The organism is Kitasatospora sp. NPDC005856 (genome assembly GCF_040629945.1).
Classification (GTDB): Bacteria; Actinomycetota; Actinomycetes; order Streptomycetales; family Streptomycetaceae; genus Kitasatospora.
The window spans coordinates 100,451-119,578 of sequence record NZ_JBEXWT010000010.1; the positions used below are offsets into that span (position 1 = coordinate 100,451).

Annotated in this window: 20 protein-coding genes; 10 read left to right on the forward strand and 10 right to left on the reverse strand. The window is 72.2% G+C overall.

The window, feature by feature from the left end:
• The first annotated feature begins 346 nt into the window (after positions 1–346).
• Complete coding sequence (locus ABZ449_RS09005; protein WP_224284690.1) at positions 347–994, forward strand: TetR family transcriptional regulator; 648 nt, start codon at positions 347–349, stop codon at positions 992–994.
• A 280-nt stretch (positions 995–1,274) separates the two neighbouring features.
• Here ABZ449_RS09005 and ABZ449_RS09010 read toward each other — a convergent pair whose 3' ends face one another.
• From ABZ449_RS09010 to ABZ449_RS09035, 6 genes are all read right to left on the reverse strand, one after another.
• Positions 1,275–2,222 (reverse strand): beta-ketoacyl-ACP synthase III, encoded by a 948-nt coding sequence (locus tag ABZ449_RS09010; RefSeq protein WP_360342556.1) that lies wholly within the window; start codon positions 2,220–2,222, stop codon positions 1,275–1,277.
• Positions 2,223–2,362: 140 nt separating this feature from the next.
• Positions 2,363–3,565: a L,D-transpeptidase family protein gene (locus ABZ449_RS09015; protein ID WP_360342559.1), complete on the reverse strand. Its 1,203-nt coding sequence runs from the start codon at positions 3,563–3,565 to the stop codon at positions 2,363–2,365.
• A 167-nt stretch (positions 3,566–3,732) separates the two neighbouring features.
• A complete protein-coding gene (gene mqnE, locus ABZ449_RS09020) occupies positions 3,733–4,896 on the reverse strand; it encodes an aminofutalosine synthase MqnE (RefSeq protein WP_360342562.1) in 1,164 nt (387 codons plus the stop codon).
• A gap of 52 nt (positions 4,897–4,948) precedes the next feature.
• On the reverse strand, positions 4,949–5,911 hold the full coding sequence (locus ABZ449_RS09025) for a threonine/serine dehydratase (protein WP_360342565.1): 963 nt from the start codon (positions 5,909–5,911) through the stop codon (positions 4,949–4,951).
• A 3-nt stretch (positions 5,912–5,914) separates the two neighbouring features.
• On the reverse strand, positions 5,915–6,373 hold the full coding sequence (locus ABZ449_RS09030) for an Lrp/AsnC family transcriptional regulator (RefSeq protein WP_030055719.1): 459 nt from the start codon (positions 6,371–6,373) through the stop codon (positions 5,915–5,917).
• Positions 6,374–6,492: 119 nt separating this feature from the next.
• The gene (locus ABZ449_RS09035) at positions 6,493–7,167 is read right to left on the reverse strand and encodes a UbiX family flavin prenyltransferase (protein ID WP_360342568.1); all 675 of its coding nucleotides are present in this window, start codon (positions 7,165–7,167) and stop codon (positions 6,493–6,495) included.
• A gap of 89 nt (positions 7,168–7,256) precedes the next feature.
• Here ABZ449_RS09035 and ABZ449_RS09040 point away from each other — a divergent pair, with 89 nt between their 5' ends.
• The 4 genes from ABZ449_RS09040 to ABZ449_RS09055 all read left to right on the forward strand — a co-directional run bounded on the left by ABZ449_RS09040 (position 7,257) and on the right by ABZ449_RS09055 (position 10,149).
• Positions 7,257–8,000, forward strand: a complete 744-nt coding sequence (locus tag ABZ449_RS09040; protein ID WP_360342571.1) for a cyclase family protein — start codon at positions 7,257–7,259, stop codon at positions 7,998–8,000.
• A 67-nt stretch (positions 8,001–8,067) separates the two neighbouring features.
• A complete protein-coding gene (locus tag ABZ449_RS09045) occupies positions 8,068–8,784 on the forward strand; it encodes an MOSC N-terminal beta barrel domain-containing protein (protein WP_360342574.1) in 717 nt (238 codons plus the stop codon).
• Positions 8,785–8,943: 159 nt separating this feature from the next.
• Positions 8,944–9,330 (forward strand): glycine cleavage system protein GcvH, encoded by a 387-nt coding sequence (gene gcvH, locus ABZ449_RS09050; RefSeq protein WP_360342577.1) that lies wholly within the window; start codon positions 8,944–8,946, stop codon positions 9,328–9,330.
• 63 nt (positions 9,331–9,393) lie between these two features.
• Positions 9,394–10,149: an alpha/beta hydrolase gene (locus ABZ449_RS09055; protein ID WP_360342580.1), complete on the forward strand. Its 756-nt coding sequence runs from the start codon at positions 9,394–9,396 to the stop codon at positions 10,147–10,149.
• 43 nt (positions 10,150–10,192) lie between these two features.
• On the opposite strand, the gene mqnP is transcribed toward ABZ449_RS09055, so the two are convergent.
• Positions 10,193–11,098, reverse strand: a complete 906-nt coding sequence (gene mqnP, locus ABZ449_RS09060) for a menaquinone biosynthesis prenyltransferase MqnP (protein ID WP_360342701.1) — start codon at positions 11,096–11,098, stop codon at positions 10,193–10,195.
• Positions 11,086–12,543, reverse strand: a complete 1,458-nt coding sequence (locus ABZ449_RS09065) for a menaquinone biosynthesis decarboxylase (protein WP_360342583.1) — start codon at positions 12,541–12,543, stop codon at positions 11,086–11,088. The genes mqnP and ABZ449_RS09065 overlap by 13 nt, the downstream gene beginning before the upstream one ends.
• 89 nt (positions 12,544–12,632) lie before the next feature.
• Here ABZ449_RS09065 and ABZ449_RS09070 point away from each other — a divergent pair, with 89 nt between their 5' ends.
• The 4 genes from ABZ449_RS09070 to ABZ449_RS09085 all read left to right on the forward strand — a co-directional run bounded on the left by ABZ449_RS09070 (position 12,633) and on the right by ABZ449_RS09085 (position 16,256).
• The gene (locus ABZ449_RS09070) at positions 12,633–13,055 is read left to right on the forward strand and encodes a PLD nuclease N-terminal domain-containing protein (protein WP_360342586.1); all 423 of its coding nucleotides are present in this window, start codon (positions 12,633–12,635) and stop codon (positions 13,053–13,055) included.
• Between the two features lie 453 nt (positions 13,056–13,508).
• Positions 13,509–15,110 carry an acyl-CoA carboxylase subunit beta gene (locus ABZ449_RS09075; protein ID WP_360342589.1) on the forward strand — a complete coding sequence of 534 codons (1,602 nt, stop codon included), beginning with the start codon at positions 13,509–13,511 and terminating at the stop codon, positions 15,108–15,110.
• A gap of 104 nt (positions 15,111–15,214) precedes the next feature.
• Positions 15,215–15,424: an acyl-CoA carboxylase epsilon subunit gene (locus ABZ449_RS09080; protein WP_360342592.1), complete on the forward strand. Its 210-nt coding sequence runs from the start codon at positions 15,215–15,217 to the stop codon at positions 15,422–15,424.
• Positions 15,425–15,644: 220 nt separating this feature from the next.
• Positions 15,645–16,256 carry a ScbR family autoregulator-binding transcription factor gene (locus tag ABZ449_RS09085; protein ID WP_360342595.1) on the forward strand — a complete coding sequence of 204 codons (612 nt, stop codon included), beginning with the start codon at positions 15,645–15,647 and terminating at the stop codon, positions 16,254–16,256.
• 165 nt (positions 16,257–16,421) lie between these two features.
• Here ABZ449_RS09085 and ABZ449_RS09090 read toward each other — a convergent pair whose 3' ends face one another.
• Positions 16,422–17,066, reverse strand: coding sequence for a ScbR family autoregulator-binding transcription factor (locus ABZ449_RS09090; RefSeq protein ID WP_360342598.1), 645 nt, complete (start codon positions 17,064–17,066; stop codon positions 16,422–16,424).
• Between the two features lie 348 nt (positions 17,067–17,414).
• Between ABZ449_RS09090 and ABZ449_RS09095 the strand changes: the two genes are divergently transcribed.
• Positions 17,415–18,548: a ScbA/BarX family gamma-butyrolactone biosynthesis protein gene (locus tag ABZ449_RS09095; RefSeq protein ID WP_360342601.1), complete on the forward strand. Its 1,134-nt coding sequence runs from the start codon at positions 17,415–17,417 to the stop codon at positions 18,546–18,548.
• A 42-nt stretch (positions 18,549–18,590) separates the two neighbouring features.
• On the opposite strand, the gene ABZ449_RS09100 is transcribed toward ABZ449_RS09095, so the two are convergent.
• Positions 18,591–18,977 (reverse strand): hypothetical protein, encoded by a 387-nt coding sequence (locus tag ABZ449_RS09100; RefSeq protein ID WP_360342604.1) that lies wholly within the window; start codon positions 18,975–18,977, stop codon positions 18,591–18,593.
• Between the last annotated feature and the right edge of the window lie 151 nt (positions 18,978–19,128).

The window sequence follows — 19,128 nt, forward strand, 5'->3', positions numbered from 1 at the left end:
CCCGTACGGCACCCCGGGCAGGCCTCTGACCAGCGAGGACGGAACGGCCGGATCCTGACGCCCGCTCCGGGGGCGGCTTGCGCGCGGAGCCCCGGACCGTTCGTCCCCGATCACGCCCGTGAGGGACCGCGCCCTTCGACCATCGTCACGCTCTGTCACCCGACCACCCCTCAGCGGACTCGCCGTCACGCTGTGAGGTCAAAAGCACACGGGGGGGCTTCAACAGGGGGTTCGAGGCCCGGTGAATATCCGTCCGAAGTGGTTCATGCCGCTATAGCAACCCCCGTGCGGAGTAATAGTCGCATCACCGAATCGCGCCAAGATCGTGCCACGGTAAGCTGACGGCATGACAGGACAAGTTCGCACCGTCGACGGTCGCGTCGCCGGGCGACGCGGACAGGAGACGCGGCAGAAGCTGCTCGATTGCCTCCGCGAGATGCTCAGCACGTCGCCCTATCGGGACGTCAAGGTCATCGACGTCGCCCGTATGGCGGGTACCTCCCCCGCGACCTTCTACCAGTACTTCCCGGATGTCGAGGGCGCCGTCCTCGAAATCGCCGAGGAAATGGCCAAGGACGCCGACCAGCTCAAAGAGCTGGTGGCCGGAAAGTCCTGGGCAGGGAAGTCCGGACCGACCACTTCGGAAGAACTGGTCGACGGATTCCTCGCCTTCTGGCGCAAGAACGACGCCATTCTCCGAGTGGTCACGCTCGGTGCCGCCGAAGGGGACAAGCGGTTCTTCAAGATCCGCATGACGGTCCTCAACGCGGTCGCCAAGCCACTCGCGGAGGCCGTCAAGGAACTCCAGGCGAAGGGCCAGGCCGACAAGTCGCTCGACCCGAACGCCGTGGCCGGGGCCCTGGTCTCGCTGCTCGCCTCGGCGGCCGAGCACCAGAAGGCCTTCACCTCCTGGGGCGTCAAGGTCAAGGACCTCAAGCCCAACCTCGCTCCCCTGGTGTACCTGGGCGTCACCGGCAAGAAGGCGCCCAAGTAGGACCGTCCACCGACCCACCATCCGCTCCGCGCGCAGCCCCGGCCTCCTGTCCGGGGAACGACGGACGGCGGCCGTGTCCTCGGGGGAGGTCCGCCGACGTACCGCACGCGCGCCAGACATGCCCGTGGGCGGGCACCCGTGACAGGGTGCCCGCCCACCGGCATGTTCGGGTCCGGACGGCCGTGCGGCGCCGTCGGACGGCCGTCGTGGCGCCCTGGGACCGTGGCGCCCTCCAGGCGGCCGTGCGGAAGCGTTCAGGGGGCCGTGAGCGGCCTTCGGGTCAGGGGCAGCGCACGACCTGGCCCGCGTAGGCCAGCCCCCCGCCGAAGCCGAAGAGCAGGACCGGGTCGCCGGGCGAGAGCTCGCCGCGCTCGACCAGCTTGGAGAAGGCCAGCGGGATGGAGGCGGCCGAGGTGTTGCCCGAGTGGACCACGTCCCGGGCCACCACCGCGTCCTCGCCGAGGCCCAGCTTGCCGGCGATCGCGTCGATGATCCGCAGGTTGGCCTGGTGCGGGACGAAGCCCTTCAGCTCGGACGGGTCGATCCCGGCCCGCTCGCAGGCCTGGCGGGCCAGCGGGGCGAGCTGGGTGGTGGCCCAGCGGAAGACCGACTGGCCCTGCTGGCTGATCACCGGGTCCCAGCCGGTGATCACCACGGCGTCACCCCGCTCCGGCTCGGAGCCCCAGACCACCGGCCCGATGCCGGGCTCGGCGCCCTCCTCCTGGGCCTCGACCACCGCGGCGCCCGCGCCGTCGCCGAAGATCACGCAGGTGGAGCGGTCGGTCCAGTCGAGCGTGTCGGACATCCGCTCGGCGCCGATCACCAGGGCGCGGCGGGCCGAGCCGGCCCGGATCGCGTGGTCGGCGGTGGCCAGGGCGTACGAGAAACCGGAGCAGACCGTGTTGATGTCGTACGCGGCGGGCGAGCGCACGCCCAGCCGGGCGGCCACGGCGGCGGCGGTGTTGGGGCTGCGCTCGATCGCGGTGCAGGTGGCGACGACGACGAGGTCGATCTCGGCCGCCGTCCGGCCACTGTTGGCGAGCGCCTTCTGCGCGGCCTCGGTGGCGAGGTCGACCAGGCTCTCGTCCTCGGCGATGTGCCGGGTGCGGATGCCCACCCGGGTGCGGATCCACTCGTCGTCGGTGTCGACGAGCACCGCCAGGTCGTCGTTGGTGAGGACCTTGGGGGGCTGGTAGTGACCGAGTGCCACAATGCGCGAACCGCTCATACTGCCATGGAACCGGGTTACCCGCTGGTCAGCATGGTATGACCGGCAACAGGATCCGCCCCCTCGATCTGTAGGAGGTGGACAAGGGGCCTTGGGGGGCCCGGGTTCCGCGTACGCCGAGGTCAGACGGCCAGTGCGGCTCAGACGGCCAGTGCGGCGGAGTCGCCCATCACGATGACCGGATGGGCGGCCGGGTCCAGGGTGCGGATCAGCTGGGCCATCTTGTCCTCCGGGATCGACACGCAGCCGTGGGTCGGGCCGTCGTGGTCCACGTGGAGCCAGATGCCGCCGCCCTTCTTGGAGCCCATCGGGCGGCGCGGGTCGAGCGGGGAGTTGCCGGCGACGCGGTTGTAGTTGATCGCGACCACGTAGTCGAAGGAGCCGGCCAGCTGGTCCCCGAAGAAGCCCGTGCCGGAGACCACGAAGCTCGGGTCCTTGTCGTACGGGAGCTTGCTGCCCGGGTCCGCCTTGCGGCCGCCCGCGTCGGTGAGGCTGAAGACGCCGATCGGGCTGCGCAGGTCGCCCTCGTTGTGGTCGGTGGTCCAGCCGCTCTTGCCGTTGTGGCCCTGCCAGGTCTCGCCGGCCAGCCAGCGGCCCTCGGGGGTGCGGGTCCAGAGGACGACGGTGTTCTTGTCGGTGTTCTTGTCCTGGCCGGAGGCGACCAGGACCTGGGTGGTCTCGGCGGGTATCTGCGCGGTGAACTTCGCGCCGAGGCCGGGGATCGCGGCGACCGAGCCGTCCGCGCGGGTCTGGCTGCGGTCGGCGGCCGGGGCCGCGGACCGCCGGTCGGAGGCGGCCTGGGCGGCCGCGGGGCCCGGGCCCGGCTGGTCGGGCTTGCTGACGCCCTCCGGGCCGGGGCCGTCGGCGGCGGTGATGCCGGGCTTGGCGCCGTCCTGGCCGACGGCGTACCAGCCGGCGGTGGCGGCGACCAGCAGGGCGGTGCCGGCCATCACGGCCTTGCCGTGACGTTTCTGCTTGGCCTTGCGCCGCCGCCCCCGCGCGGCCGCCCGGCCACCCGGTACGGGTGCGGCGGCGGGCACGGCGGCGAGCACCACGGGCTCGGGCTCGAACGCGGGCACCGGCTGGTACACCGACGCCGGCTCGTACCCGCTCTCCGGCCCGTCCGGGTAGGCCTGGAACGACTGGCCGTACGACTCGGAGGACCCGTCAGGAACCTGCTGGTACGGCTGGTACACACCGTGGCCGTACTCCTGTGCGGCCGGCTGCCGGTACTCCTCGTACCCGGTGTACGACTGCTCGTACGACTGCTGCGGCACCCCGTACGCCGGCTCCTGCATCGGCTCGTACGACGGGTACTCGGTGGCGCGATGAGAACCGGACATGCTGTCGATCCTGCCAAACGCCGTACCCGTTGGTAAACCCGGGTCAGGTGCGGAGGCCGTGAAGACAACCGCCGCCCGGGCCGAAGGGCGGCCCGGGCGGCGGGGGGACTCGCGGGATCCGCACGGATCCGGACGCGGCGGAACGGGTTCGAACGGGCTCGAACGGGTCAGAGGCGCATCGCCTGCGGGGACTCACGGCGCATCGGGTCCGGGCCGTCGTACTCGCGGATGACCTCGTAGCGGGTGTTGCGCTCCACCGGGCGGAAGCCGGCGTCGCGGATCAGCCCGAGCAGGTCGTCGCGGCCGAGCTTGTTCGGGGTGCCGAAGTTGTCCGCGTCGTGGGTGATCTTGTACTCGACCACCGAGCCGTCCATGTCGTCCGCGCCGTGGCTGAGCGCCAGCTGGGCGGTGGTGACGCCGTGCATCACCCAGAAGACCTTGACGTGCGGGACGTTGTCGAAGAGCAGCCGGGAGACCGCGAAGGTCTTCAGCGCCTCGGCGCCGGTGGCCATCTCGGTGCGGGCCATCAGCTTGTTGCGCACGACGCCGTCCTTGGAGTCGTGGAAGTCGTGCTGGTAGCGCAGCGGGATGAAGACCTGGAAGCCGCCGGTCTCGTCCTGGAGCTCGCGCAGCCGCAGCACGTGGTCCACCCGGTGACGGGGCTCCTCGATGTGGCCGTACAGCATGGTGGCCGGCGTCTTGAGGCCCTTGGCGTGCGCGAGGCGGTGGATCCGCGACCAGTCCTCCCAGTGGGTGTCGTGGTCGACGATGTGCTGGCGGACCTCCCAGTCGAAGATCTCCGCGCCGCCGCCGGTCAGCGACTCCAGGCCGGCGTCGATCAGCTCGTCCAGGATCTCGTCGGCGGGCAGGCCGCTGATCTTCTCGAACCAGTGGATCTCGGTGGCGGTGAAGGCCTTCAGCGAGACGTTCGGCAGGGCCGCCTTCAGCTCCCGCAGCGAGCGCGGGTAGTAGCGCCACGGCAGGGTCGGGTGCAGGCCGTTGACGATGTGCAGCTCGGTGAGGGAGTCGACCTCCATCGCCTTGGCGAGGCGCACGGCCTCCTCGATGCGCATGGTGTACGCGTCCTTCTCGCCCGGCTTGCGCTGGAACGAGCAGTACGCGCAGGACGCGCTGCACACGTTGGTCATGTTGAGGTGGCGGTTGACGTTGAAGTGGACGACGTCGCCGTTCTTCCGCGTCCGCACGTGGTGGGCCAGCCCGCCCAGCCAGGCCAGGTCGTCGCTCTCGTAGAGCGCGATCCCGTCCTCGCGGGTCAGCCGCTCACCCGCGTAGACCTTCGCCTCCAGCTCGCGCTTGAGCCCTGCGTCCATGCGGTGCCCCGCCTCCTCCGACATTCGATTCGTTGCCGGAACGAGCGTACGCCTATGCCGACAGCAGCTCGGCGAGGAGTGCCGGGTCGATGTTGCCCCCGCTGACCACGGCCGCGACCGCCTGGCCCCCGGTCTCGGCGGCGCGGTGGAAGTAGGCGGCCGGGGCGACCGCTCCGGAGGGCTCGGCGACCAGTCGGCCGCGGCGGGCCAGCACGGCCACGGTGGCGCGGATCTCGTCCTCGGTGACGGTGACGATGTCGTCCACGTACGCGGTGACGTGCTCGAACGGCAGCACCCCGAGCGACGGGGTGCGCAGCCCGTCCGCGATGGTCCGGTAGGTGTCGGCCACCGGCCACTCGACCCGGCGGCCGGCCCGCAGGCTGGCCCGGGCGTCGGCGGCCAGCTCGGGTTCCACGCCGATCACCCGGATGCCGGGGCGGGTGAGCTTGAGCGCGGCCGCCGTCCCGCCGATCAGGCCGCCGCCGCTGACCGGCACCAGGACGGTGTCCAGCTCGGCCGGGGCGTCCTCGGCGATCTCCAGGCCGACCGTGCCCTGGCCCGCGATGACGAACGGGTCGTCGTACGGGGGCACCCAGACGTAGCCGTGCTTCCCGGCCAGTTCGGCGGGCAGGGTGTCCCGCTCCTGCGGCGCGACCAGGATCACCTCGGCGCCGAACGAGCGGGTGGCCTCCACCTTCACCGCGGGCGAGGTGTCCGGCATCACGATCACGGCCTTGATGCCGAGCGTCCGGGCCGCGTACGCCACCGCCTGCGCGTGGTTGCCGCTGGACTGGGCGACCACGCCCCGGGCGCGCTCGTCCTCGGTGAGCGCGGCCAGCCGGTTGTAGGCGCCGCGGGTCTTGAAGGCCCCGGTCGGCTGGAGGTTCTCCGGCTTCAGCCAGAGCCGTCGCTCACCCTCGGCCGCCCAGGGGGCGGGAACCAGCGGGGTGCGCACGGCGACCCCCGCGATCCGCTGCCGAGCCGCCCGCAGCTCCTCCAGACCGACCAGCGCCATGCGTCACTCTCCTACAGGAGGAAGTTCACTCACCCGGTTCTCCCACTTCGTGGAGAGTACGACGGTGGTGCGGGTCCTGGCCACGCCCTTCGTGCCCGAGATCCGCTTGACCACCGACTCCAGGCCGGCCACGTCGGCCACCCGGACCTTCAGCATGTACGAGTCGTCACCGGCGATGAACCAGCAGTCCTCGACCTCGTTGAGGTCCTTCAGCCGGAACGCCACGTCCTCGTGGTCCGCGGCGTCGGTGAGCTGAAGGCCGATCAGGGCCGTGACGCCGAAGCCGAGCGAGGCCGGGTTGACCGTCGCCCGGTAGCCGGTGATGACCCCGGCCTGCTCCAGGCGGTTGATCCGGTCCGTGACGCTCGGGCCGGAGAGCCCGACGAGGCGGCCCAACTCGGCGTAGGACGCGCGGCCGTTCTCCCGGAGCGCCTGGATGAGCTGTCTGTCCACCGTGTCCATATACCGTCCGCGTCCTTCCGAACCTCACCAGACCCACAGATCATTATCCGGATTCAAAGGCGCCCTGCGCCGAACGACCCGGATATCGCAGAGAAGATACTCTCCCGCCCTGGCTCTCCTTACTCCCCCTCAGCCGGTGCGCCGTCGCCGGCGGCCGCCTTGCGGGCGGCCGCCCCCAACTCCCCTTCCCAGCGCAGGTACAGGGAATGCGGCACGTCGACGGCGTCCAGCACCCGTCCGGCCACGAAATCCACGAGTTCGCGCACGGTGGAGCCGCCGGCGTAGAAACCGGGCGAGGCGGGCAGGACGACCGCCCCCTGTGCGTCGAGCTCCACCAAGTGCTTCAACGTCACCCCGTTGAGTGGTGTCTCGCGCACGCAGACGACGAGCGGGCGGCGCTCCTTGAGGGTGACACTGGCCACGCGCTGCAACAGGTCCTTGCTCAGGCCGAGCGCGATCCCGGCCACCGCACCGGTGGTCGCGGGCACCACGAGCATGCCCTTGGCCGGGTAGGAGCCGCTGGAGGGGCCGGCCGCGAAGTCCCCGGCGGGCCAGTAGCGGACGTCGTCCAGGCCCTCGTCGCTCCCGAGCCAGGCGGCCAGGTCGGTGCGCCAGTGGGCGTCCCGGAAGGAGATGCCGGTCTCGTCCAGGATGGTGAGCCGGGCGGCGCGGCTGACGATCAGGTCCACCGCCTCGCCGGCGGCCAGCAGCGCACGGATCACCGAGGCCGCGTACGGCGTCCCCGACGCGCCCGAGACCCCGACCACCCACGGCTGACGCTTAGCTGTTCCCATGGGGCAATTCTGTCCCGCCCCACCCACGTGTTCGGCCCGGGCGGGCCGGGAAGGGGTCCGGGAGCCCCGGCCCCTGGAAGGATGGGCGCATGGCAGCGACCCTCGTCGACCTCACCCATCAGGTGACCACCGCGATGCCGGTCTACCCCGGCGACCCGGCCGTCCTGCTGGAGCCCGCGCTCACCACGGCCACCGCCGGGGTGAACGTGCTGGCCCTGCACCTCGGCTCGCAGTCCGGGACGCACGTGGACGCTCCGTACCACGTGGACGTCACCTGGCCGACCCTGGACGGCCTTCCGCTGGAGCGGTTCACCGGCCCGGCCGTGGTCGCCGACCTGCGCGGGCTGGAGCCCCGGACGGCCGTCACCCCCGAACTGCTGGCGCCCGCGCTGGAGCGGGCCGGCGCGGGGACCGTCCTGCTGCTGGCCACCGGCTGGACCCGGCACTGGGGCACCGACGCCTACCTCGCCCACCCCAGCCTGACCCCGGCCGCCGCGGAGGCGATCGTCGCCGCCGGGGTGCGGACGGTCGGGGTGGACGCGCTCAGCGTCGACCCGACCCCCGACCCCGGCCCGGGCGATCCGGCGGTGGCCGCCCTGCTCGCCGACCTCACCGACGAGCACGACCACGGAACCGCCGAGGAGCCCACGCTGGCCGCCCACCGGGTGCTGCTGGGGGCGCCCGGCGGCGGGGTGATCGCCGAGAACCTGACCGACCTGAGGCCGCTGCTGGCGGCCCAGGAGGCCGGCCTGCCGGTGGAGATCTCGCTGTTCCCGCTGCGGCTGGTCGCGGCGGACGGGGCGCCCGTACGGGCGGTGGCCCGGCTGGGCTGAACCGGCGGGTAGCATCCCGGGACTTGGTCTAGACCATCCCCCGTCAACGCCAGTACGCTGTCCGGCCATGGCTGAGATCATCGGAGTGATCGAGCGACTCTGGCGCTACCCCGTGAAATCCACCGGCGGCGAGCTGCTCGACTCCGTCGAGGTGGACGAGCGCGGCCTGGCCGGCGACCGCCTCTACGCCGTCCGCGACGCGGCCGGGAGGCTCGGCTCGGGCAAGAACACCCGCCGCTTCCGCCGGATGGACGGCCTGCTCCGCCTCTCCGCCCGGCTCGGCCACCGGATCGACGGCCCCGAGCTGTTCGATCCGCTCGGCCGCCCGGTCGACCGGCCGAACGCCTTCCTGCGCGCCTACCTCCAGCGCGAGGACGTCGAACTCACCCGCGAGGACGCCGTGTCGCACTTCGACCGGCTGCCGGTCAGCGTGCTCAGCACCGCCACCCTCGACTGGGTCCGCGAGGCCGTCCCCTTCGCCGTGATCGACGAACGCCGGTTCCGCCCCAACATCGTGCTGCGCACCCCGCCCGGCACCCCGCCGTTCGTCGAGGACGACTGGCTCGGCCGCCAGGCGTCCGGCGAGGCCACCGGCAGCGCCCGGCTCTCCTTCGTCGGCTCCAGCGAGCGCTGCGCGATGACCGGCGCCCCGCAGCCCGGACTCCCGCACGCCCCCGAGATCCTCAAGGCCGTCGTGCACGCCCACGAGGGGCGACTGGACGCGCTCGCCGAGGTCGCCGCCCCGGGCCGCCTGCGGGTCGGCGACCGGCTGCTCCTGGGCTGACCTCGCCGCCTGGCACGGACCGCCGGAGGGCAGCAGGGCACCGCGGCGCCTGAAATCACTCGATCGGGTGAGAGTCACGGCGCGGGGCCGGGGTCTGTAGCAGGCTCCTCCTCGAAGCCGACGAACCGCCGGCCAGACGCCGATCCCCCGGAGACCGCGATGTCCGCCATTCCGACGAACCTCAAGTACACCAACGACCACGAGTGGGTCGAGACCCTCGGGAAGGACAGGGTCCGGGTGGGCATCACCGACTACGCCCAGAAGCAGCTCGGCGACATCGTCTTCGTCGAACTCCCCGCAGTGGGAAAGGTGTTGGAGGCCGAGGAGAGCTTCGGTTCGGTGGAGTCGGTCAAGTCGGTGAGCGAGCTCTACGCGCCCGTCTCCGGAACGGTCGCCGCGGTCAACGAGGAACTGGAGGGCTCCCCCGAGGAAGTCAACGTGAACCCGTACTACGACGGCTGGATGGTCGAGATCACCCTGACCAAGCCCGCCGAGCTGAAGAACCTGCTCACGGCCGACCAGTACAAGGGCCTCCTCGCCGAGTAGCGGCCGCCCGTTCCCCGCGAACCGCCCGTTCGGGCGGGCGGTCCGCGGGGAACGACCGTTGGCATGACGATCCCCCACCACCTGACCGGCACCGGCGACCACCACGTCCTGGTCCTGCACGACTGGTTCGGCACCAGCGCGGGCTGGGGCCCGTTCCTCGACTACCTCGACGGCGACGCCTTCAGCTACGCCTTCCTCGACTACCGCGGGTACGGGCAGCGCAAGGACGTCCCCGGCGCGTACACGCTCGCCGAGATCGCCTCCGACGCCCTCGCCCTCGCCGACCAGCTCGGCTGGGACCGCTTCTCGCTGGTCGGCCACTCGATGGGCGGCAAGGCGGCCCAGCAGGTGCTCGCCGAGGCGCCGCTGCGGGTGCGCAAGCTGGTCGGCCTGGCCCCGGTGCCGGCCGGGGCGTACCCGCTGGACGAGGCGGGTGAGGCACTGTTCTACGGCGCCGCCGAGGACCGGGAGAAGCGCTTCGCGATCCTGGACCTGGTCACCGGACAGCGGGCCGGCCGGGTCTGGCTCGACCGCATGGTCGACCAGTCCCTGCGGCTGGCCACCCCCGAGGCCTTCGGCGGCTACGTCCGCGACTGGGCGACGGCCGACCTCCAGCACCGGATCGACGGCAACCCGGTGCCGGTCAAGGTGATCGTCGGCGAGCACGACCTCGCCCTCACCGCCGAGGTGATGCGCGGCACCTTCCTCACCCACTACCCCAACGCCCAGCTGGAGGAGCTCGGCGGCAGCGGGCACTACCCGATGTACGAGGCCCCGGTGGCGTTGGCGGTGTCGGTGGAGGGCTTCCTGCACGACTGAGGCCGACCCGGCGCGCCGGCGAACCGGCGCGCCGCCACGGGGGTCAGATCCCGAGCCCGCGGAGGACCAGGTCCACCAGGGCGAAGAAGAACAGCGAGATGCCCACGAAGCTGTTGGTCTGGAAGAACGCCCGGTCGAGCCTCGACAGGTCGTTCGGCTTCACGATGGTGTGCTCGTAGACGAACGCGCCCGCGACGACCACCAGGCCGATCCAGAAGGCCGCGCCGGCGTCCGTCAGGAGCGCGAACCAGCCCAGCAGGAACGTGGTCAGGACGTGGCACACCCGCGCGCCCCGGATGGCGGCCGGGACGCCGTAGCGCGCGGGCACCGAGCGGACCCCGTTCTCGCGGTCGGACTCGACGTCCTGGCAGGCGTAGATCAGGTCGAAGCCGCCGATCCAGATGCCGACCGCCACACCGAGGACGACCGCGTCCCAGGACCAGCTGCCCGTCACCGCCAGCCAGGCGCCGACCGGTCCCATCGCCTGGGCCAGGCCCAGGATCGCCTGCGGGAAGTCCGTGAACCGCTTGCCGTACGGGTAGACCACCATCGGCACCACGGCGACCGGAGCGAGCGCCAGGCAGAGCGGGTTGAGCATCGCGGCCGAGCCGAGGAAGACCACCAGCGCGACGGCCGAGCCGACGTACGCGGTCTTCAACGACACCGCGCCGGTGACGAGTTCACGCGTGGCCGTGCGCGGGTTCCGGGCGTCGATCTCGCGGTCGATGATCCGGTTGGCCGCCATGGCGAAGGTCCGCAGTCCGACCATGCAGACCGTGACGACGAACAGCTCGCCCCAGTGCACCCGCCGGTCGGCGAGGAACATGGCCGTCAGCGCGGCGATGTACGCGAACGGCAGGGCGAAGATCGAGTGCTCGATCATCACCAGGCGCAGGAAGGCCTTCGTACGCCCGGGCGTCTCGACGGCGGCCGTGCTCACAGTCCGTATTCCTTCCAGCGGCGAGACACCAGCGCGGCCGTGGCCGGGTCCGAGGAGACCATCTCGGGCCAGCCGCCGTCCCGGGTGTAGCCCTCCTCGGGCAGCTTGCGGGTCGCGTCGATGCCGGCCTTGCCGCCCCAGAACTGCTGGTACGAGGCGTGGTCCAGGTGGTCGACCGGGCCTTCGACCACGGTGAGGTCGCGGCTGTAGTCGACGTTGCCGAAGGCCCGCCAGGCGACTTCCCGGTAGTCGTGCACGTCGCAGTCGGAGTCCACCACGATGATCAGCTTGGTCAGCGACATCATGTGCGCGCCCCAGATCGCGTGCATCGTCTTCTGGGCGTGCTTGGGGTACTTCTTGTCGATCGAGACGATCACGCAGTTGTGGAAGCCGCCGGCCTCGGGCAGGTCGTAGTCGACGATGTCCGGGATGATGATCTTCAGCAGCGGCAGGAAGAACCGCTCGGTGAACTTGCCCAGCGGGCCGTCCTCCGTCGGCGGGCGGCCGACCACGATGGACTGGAGGATCGGGCGGCGGCGCATCGTCACGCAGTCGATCGTCAGCGCCGGGAACGGCTCCTGCGGGGTGTAGAAGCCGGTGTGGTCGCCGAACGGGCCCTCGGGGAGCATCTCACCGGGCTCCAGCCAGCCCTCCAGGACCACCTCCGCGTCGGCCGGGACCTGGAGCGGCACCGTCTTGCAGTCGACCATCCGGACCCGCTCCCCGGCGATGAAGCCGGCGAAGAGGTACTCGTCGATGTCCCCGGGCAGCGGCGCGGTGGCCGCGTAGGTGACGGCCGGCGGGCAGCCGAAGGCGATCGCGACCGGGAGGCGCTCGCCCCGCTTGGCCGCCACCGCGTAGTGGTTGCGGCTGTCCTTGTGGATCTGCCAGTGCATGCCGATGGTGCGGCGGTCGTGCCGCTGGAGCCGGTAGAGGCCCAGGTTGCGGATGCCGCTGTCCGGGTCCTTGGTGTGGGTCAGGCCCAGGTTGAAGAAGGACCCGCCGTCCAGCGGCCAGGTGAACAGGGCGGGCAGCTCGTCCAGGTTGACGTCGTCGCCGGTGAGCACCACCTCCTGCACCGGGGCGTCGGCGGACTTCACGTGCCGGGGCGGGACGTGCGCCATCGAGGCGAGCTTGCCGAAGGCGTCCCGGAAGCCGGTGAAGCCCTGCGGCAGTTCGGGCTTGAGCAGGCCGGCGATCTTCTCGGAGATGTCCTCCGGGCCCTTGAGGCCGAGCGCCTTGGACAGCCGCCGCTCGGTGCCGAAGACGTTCATCGCCAGCGGCATCGACGAACCCTTGACGTTCTCGAAGAGCAGCGCCGGGCCCTTGGCCTTCTGCACCCGGTCGACGATCTCTCCGATCTCCAGGTGCGGGTCCACCTCCGCCTTGATGCGCTTGAGGTCGCCCTCGCGGTCGAGGGCCCGGAGAAACGAGCGGAGATCGTCGTATGCCATGCCTGTCAGTATCCGCCACCCGATAGCCTGGCTCGGTCAAGGGCCCCTGGAAGGCGCCCGCCGCCGTCGCCCGGGGGGAGATCCCAGCCGTGCCGAGGATTCTTCTGACCATCATCCTTCCGCTCGCGCTCTGGGTCTGGGCGTTCGTGGACTGCCTGACCACGCCCGAGGACGAGGTGAAGCACCTGCCCAAGGTGGTCTGGGTGCTGATCGTGCTGCTCTTCCCGCCGCTGGGCCCGATCGCCTGGCTGATCGCCGGCAGGCAGCGCGGCTTCCTGCGGACCGCGCCCGCCGAGGCCCACCCGGGGTACCCGGCGGACGACCGCCCGGGCCGCCCCGCCCCGCGCGGCGGGCGCCCGCTGGCGCCGGACGACGACCCCGAGTTCCTCGCCTCGTTGAAGAAGAACGACAAAGACCACGAGGAGATGCTCAAGCAGTGGGAGGCCGACCTGCGCCGTCGCGAGCGGGAGCTGCGCGACGGCGACGAGCCCGAGGACGGCCGGAGGAACTGATCGGAGCAGGTCCCGCCCGCTCGCCCGGACAGCCCACCCCCACCGCACGGGGTGGGTTGCGGCATTTTTGGCGCTTCCCTACGACTGTGCAACCCCTAACCTTGCTGACGTGCCCCTGCCCGCCAGGCCCGAGCGGGCCTGGAGCGGCCCCCGAAAGCACCGGCCCACCGCACCGGGAGGCAGCCCTGACCTGCGCTTTTCTTCATGCTCAGATCATCGGACCATCATCTGTCCGACAACCCCCGGTATCCAGATGAACACCGAGCGCGCAGTGAACGAACCGACCGCTTCTGTACAGGCCTGACAGCTAAACGAACCCGACCTTGTACGGAATCGACGCCGAAACCAGCGCACGGCCCCTCGTACAGTCATAAGTGAAGAAAGTGATTCGCAGCCGGGGGCACAGCAGACGTTGGCTGTCGGACAGTTCCCTCACCCTTGGAGTGGTTCGAGATGACGGTTGTGCATGAGGCGCCGGTCGACGGCGAGGTCCCCGAGGTCCCGGCCGACGCCCGCGGGCGGGTCGCCGAGCTGCACGAGCTGCGCGAGAAGGTCCGCAGCGGCCCCAGCGAGAAGGCCACCGAGGCCCAGCACGCCAAGGGCAAGCTGACCGCCCGCGAGCGCATCGAGCTGCTGCTGGACGAGGGCTCCTTCCAGGAGGTCGAGCCGTTCCGCCGGCACCGCGCCCAGGGCTTCGGCCTGGAGGCCAAGAAGCCGCACACCGACGGCGTGATCGTCGGCTGGGGCACCGTCCACGGGCGCACCGTCTTCACCTACGCGCACGACTTCCGGATCTTCGGCGGCGCGCTGGGCGAGGCCCACGCGCAGAAGATCCACAAGATCATGGACATGGCCATCGCGGCCGGCGCCCCGCTGGTCTCGCTGAACGACGGCGCCGGCGCCCGCATCCAGGAGGGCGTCACCGCCCTGGCCGGCTACGGCGGCATCTTCCAGCGCAACACCAAGGCCTCCGGCGTCATCCCGCAGATCTCGGTGATGCTCGGCCCGTGCGCCGGCGGCGCCGCGTACTCCCCCGCGCTGACCGACTTCGTCTTCATGGTCCGCGAGACCTCGCAGATGTTCATCACCGGCCCGGACGTGGTCCAGGCGGTGACCGGCGAGAAGATCACCCAGAACGGCCTCGGCGGCGCGGACGTGCACGCCGGCGTCTCCGGTGTCTCCCACTTCGTCTACGACGACGAGCAGTCCTGCATCGAGGAGGTCCGCTACCTCCTGTCGCTGCTGCCGCAGAACAACCGCGAGATGCCGCCCTCCGTGATGAGCGAGGACCCGGTCGAGCGGCGCAACGACAGCCTGCTGGACCTGGTGCCCGCCGACGGCAACCGCCCGTACGACATGCGCAAGGTCATCGAGGAGATCGTCGACCACGGCGAGTACCTGGAGGTCCACGAGCGCTGGGCCACCAACGTGCTCTGCGTGCTCGCCCGGATCGACGGCCACGTCGTCGGCATCATCGCCAACCAGCCGCAGTCGCTGGCCGGCGTGCTGGACATCAACGCGAGCGAGAAGGCCGCCCGCTTCGTCCAGATGTGCGACGCCTTCAACATCCCGCTGGTCACCCTGCTCGACGTCCCCGGCTTCCTGCCCGGCGTCGACCAGGAGCACGGCGGCATCATCCGGCACGGCGCCAAGCTGCTGTACGCGTACTGCAACGCCACCGTGCCGCGCATCTCGCTGATCCTGCGCAAGGCCTACGGCGGTGCCTACATCGTCATGGACTCCCGCTCCATCGGCGCCGACCTGTCCTACGCCTGGCCCACCAACGAGATCGCCGTGATGGGCGCCGAGGGCGCGGCCAACGTCATCTTCCGGCGCGAGATCAACGCCGCCGAGGACCCGGACGCCATGCGCGCCCAGAAGATCAAGGAATACAAGAGCGAGCTGATGCACCCGTACTACGCGGCCGAGCGCGGCCTCGTGGACGACGTCATCGACCCGGCCGAGACCCGCCAGGTGATCGCCTCCGCCCTGGCCATGCTCCGCACCAAGCACGCCGACCTGCCCAGCCGCAAGCACGGCAACCCGCCGATGTAGCGGCACGCTCCGCCGCGCGGGCGCACCGCACGCGCCCCGCGGCAGCGGCCCGTACACACCGGGCACCCACCTCAGACCACAGCAACCGGGGGAGAAACCAGGACATGACCGCTTCCGCCGAACCCCTCGTCCGCATCGTCCGCGGCAGTCTCACCGACGAGGAACTCGCAGCCCTGACCGCCGTCCTCGCCGCGCGCGCCGCCGCCGCGCAGCAGGCCGCCGCCACCGCGCCGATCGAGCCGATCGCCAACTGGCAGCGCCTGGAGCGCCGCCCGGCGTACTACTCGCCGTTCAGCTGGCAGCAGGCCGCCTGACGGCCCCCGGCCCGAGCCGACGGCCGGTCACCCCACCCGGGTGACCGGCCGTCCGGCGTTTCCCGGTACCGCACCGCCGGCGCCCCCGCCCGGTCGGCAGGGGCCGGAGGGACCCGCGGAGGGCTCGGTAGGATGCCTACTGGACGGTGTGCGTCCGCCGCCCCGTCCGCCCCCGTAGGATCGGCCGCTGCCGAGACCAGAACACTCCAGGGAGGCTGCGATGGCCAGGCAGGCCCGCGCACTGGCGACCCGCCAGGCGGTACTCGTCGCGGCGGCCGAGGTGTTCGACGAGCGGGGCTACGCCGCCGCCACCATGTCCGAGATCCTGGACCGGGCCGGTGTCACCAAGGGCGCGCTGTACTTCCACTTCCACTCCAAGGAGGAGCTGGCGCTCGCCGTCATCGAGGGACAGGGCGTCTTCATCTCCGGCTGGACCCCGGCGTCGGACAGCCCGGTGCAGAACCTGATCGACCTCGGGTACGCCTTCGCCCGCGCGCTCCAGACCGACCCGCTGGTGCGCGGCAGCATCCGGCTGACGATCGAGCACGGCAGCTTCACCCAGCCGCAGCTCGCGGCCTACCAGGGCTGGATGGACACGGTCCGCGAACTGCTGGAGCGCGCCCGGGAGGCCGGCGACCTCCACCCGGGGGTCGACCTGACCGCGGCCGCCGGGGTGATCACCGGGGCCGTCACCGGCATCCAGCTGAGCTCCCAGGTGCTGGCCGGCCGGCAGGACCTGATCCAGCGGATGTCCGACCTCTGGACGCTGCTGCTGCCCGGGCTGGTCCAGCCGCACGCGCTCGCCCGGCTGAGCGTCGCCGAGCGCTCCTGAGCCGGGTGCGCCTGAACTGCCGGGCGTTCCCGAACCCGGCGTTCCCGAACCCGGCGTTCCCGAGCCCGGCGTTCCCGAGCCCGGCGTTCCCGAGCCCGGCGTTCCTGAGCCGGGCGACCTGAGCCACCGGGCGTTCCCGAGCCGCGGGGGTGGGCCCGCCCCGGATCAGACCCGGTAGCCCGCCCGCCGCTCCGGCGCCACCAGGGACGGCAGCGCCGCCGTCCAGAGCCTGCTCACGGCCTCCGGCCCGGGCCGGTCGGTCTCCTCCCCCGCGAGCAGCACCTGGCCGGCCGCCACCGCGGTGAGCAGTTCGGCGGCGGCCCGCCGGTCCACCCCGGGGCACAGCTCGCCGGCCTCGGCGGCCCGGTCCAGCAGCCGGTGGACGACGGCGGCGAGGCTGCGCCAGGCGACGTCGGGGGTCACCGGGACGGGCCGCCCGTCCGGCCCCTCCGGGGCGCCGTCGCGGCGCGGTCCCGGCAGGCCGAGCCGGACGCCGGCCCGCACCACCACGTCCTCGCGCAGCATCCGGGCCAGCTCGTGAGAGAAGTCGATCAGACCCTGGAGCGCCGGGCCGTCGGCCCGCAGCGCGCGCAGCGCGGCCGAGCCCACCTCCCGCCCGGAGGCGCGGCGCACCCCGTCGGCGAGGGCCTGCTTGGACACGAAGTGGAAGTAGAGGGCCCCCTTGCTCACCCCGGCCCGCCGACTGATGTCGACCAGGCTGGCGGCTTCGAAGCCCACACGCGCGAAGGTCTCCGCGGCGGCGAGCAGTACGGCCTGCCGGGTCCGCCCAGCCCGTTCCTGCTTGACCACTGGCCCCCTCCGGACTCGGCCGGGCGCGATCCCCGCCCCACCCGGCTGCTGTCGGCGCGACCCCTGCGGGGACGGCGCTCGCATGCGGACGGCACCTTCCGAAACCGCATGGTTGGTATCTAATCTAGCGCCTGATTCGCCCCCGCCGTCCAGCGGGGACAGGCCCCCATCGATGGTCCGGAACCCGTCGAACCGGCATTCCCCCAGTCCACGGGGCAGGTAGCGTGGTCGGGCCGGAGAGTGCGGCCTGGGCACCCCAGTCGCCAAACACAAACCGGGTGGTATGTATGTTTTGCTCGGGCGGCCATGGCGGCCGCTCCGACCGACACCCTGAAGCGGGGGCCCGTCATGCCATCGATCGTAGAACCGGACCCGCACGGCCGGTACGCCCACCCCGGCCCGGGCAGCGGTGGCGGCTTCGACTTCCACGACGGCCCCGCGACCGGCTACGACTTCCACGACCGGACCGTCTCCCGGCACCTGGTGCACCGCGCCTCGGTGTCCGAGGTGTTCCTCACCGGCTGGCAGGCCACCGGCCCGTACGACTTCCTGCTCGGCGCCCAGTGGCCCCGGCTGCACGGCTTCTACCGGCTGCCCGGGGACCGCTACCACGACCCGGTGCTGCTCGCCGAAACGATCCGGCAGGCCGGGCTGCTGGTCGGCCACGCCGGGTTCGGGGTGCCGCGCGGCCACCACTTCGTGATGGAGGACCTCTCCTACGCGCTCGACGGCCCCGGGCTGCCGGGCCTGGCCGTCACCACCGGCCCCGCCTCGCTGATGCTGACCGTCGGCTGCGAGGACGTCCGGATGCGGCACGGCGGACTGGTCTCCCTGCGGGTGTGCGTCGACGTCACCCGGGACGGCCGGCCGATCGGCCGCGGCACCGGCCGGCTCCGGGTGGTCTCCCCCGCCTCGTACGCCCGGCTGCGCGGCCCCGTCCGGCGCACCGCCCCGCCCCTGCTGCCCGCCCCCGCCGCACCCGAGCTGGTCGGCCGCGCGCAGCCCGCCGACGTGGTGCTCGGCCCGACCCTGGCCCCGGACACCTGGCTGCTGCGGGCCGACGCCACCCACCCGGTGCTGTTCGACCACGAGCTGGACCACGTGCCCGGCATGCTGGTGCTGGAGGCCGCCCGGCAGGCCGCCCAGCGGCTGCGCCACCCCGTACCGGTGGTGCCGGTCGAGCTGGTGACCTCCTTCGAGCGCTACATCGAGCTGGACCGGCCCTGCTTCGTCCGGGCCGTCCCCGAGCCGACCGCCGGGCCCGCCGCCGAACCGGCCGACGGGCCGGCCCCGGCGGACGACCGGCTGGCGGTGCGGGTCCAGCTGGTCCAGGACGGCCGGCCGGCGGCCGAGTGCGTGCTGCTCACCGCGCCGCTGGACGGACCGGCCGAGGGCCCGCGGGTGCCGGCCCGGCGGGACGCCTACGACGGCCGCCCCGCCACGCCGGGCCTCGGCGGCACCCGGCTGCCGCTGGCGAGCTGATCCCCGCCGGGCGGCCGGCCCCCACCGGGAAGCCGGCCCCCGTCAGGCGGCCACCAGCGCGGCCGGACGGCCCGCGTGCATCACGCTGAGGTTGGTCGCCAGCCGGACCGGGTCCTGGGCCAGCCACAGCCGCAGCGCCGCGCCCAGGGCGGCACTGGCCGACTCGATCCGGACGTCGGTGATCTGCGCGATCCGGGCCGCGCCCGGCACCAGCAGATCGGCCAGCGGCGTCGGCAGCCAGACCGTCAGGGCGCACGGCGCGGGCACCGCCAGCGCCCGCAGCAGCCGGTAGGCGTCCCCCGGCGCGCTGAGCGTGGGGATGATGTCCAGCAGCGCGTCGGACACCACCTCGGACACGTCGCTCCGGTGTCCCTGGGCGAGCCGGCGGAGCAGCATGCGCTCGGCGGCGGTGATTCGGACGGTCAGCATGACCTCGTCGCACTCCATTGCGCGATTTCCTCCTCAGTTCCCTCTCGCACCGACCGGCGGCCGGCACGCACTACCCCTGTCGCACCCAGGGCTCGTCTCCCCGGTCCTTGCCGATCCGCCACAACCCGGGAGACGAGCCCGGCCCGGCAAC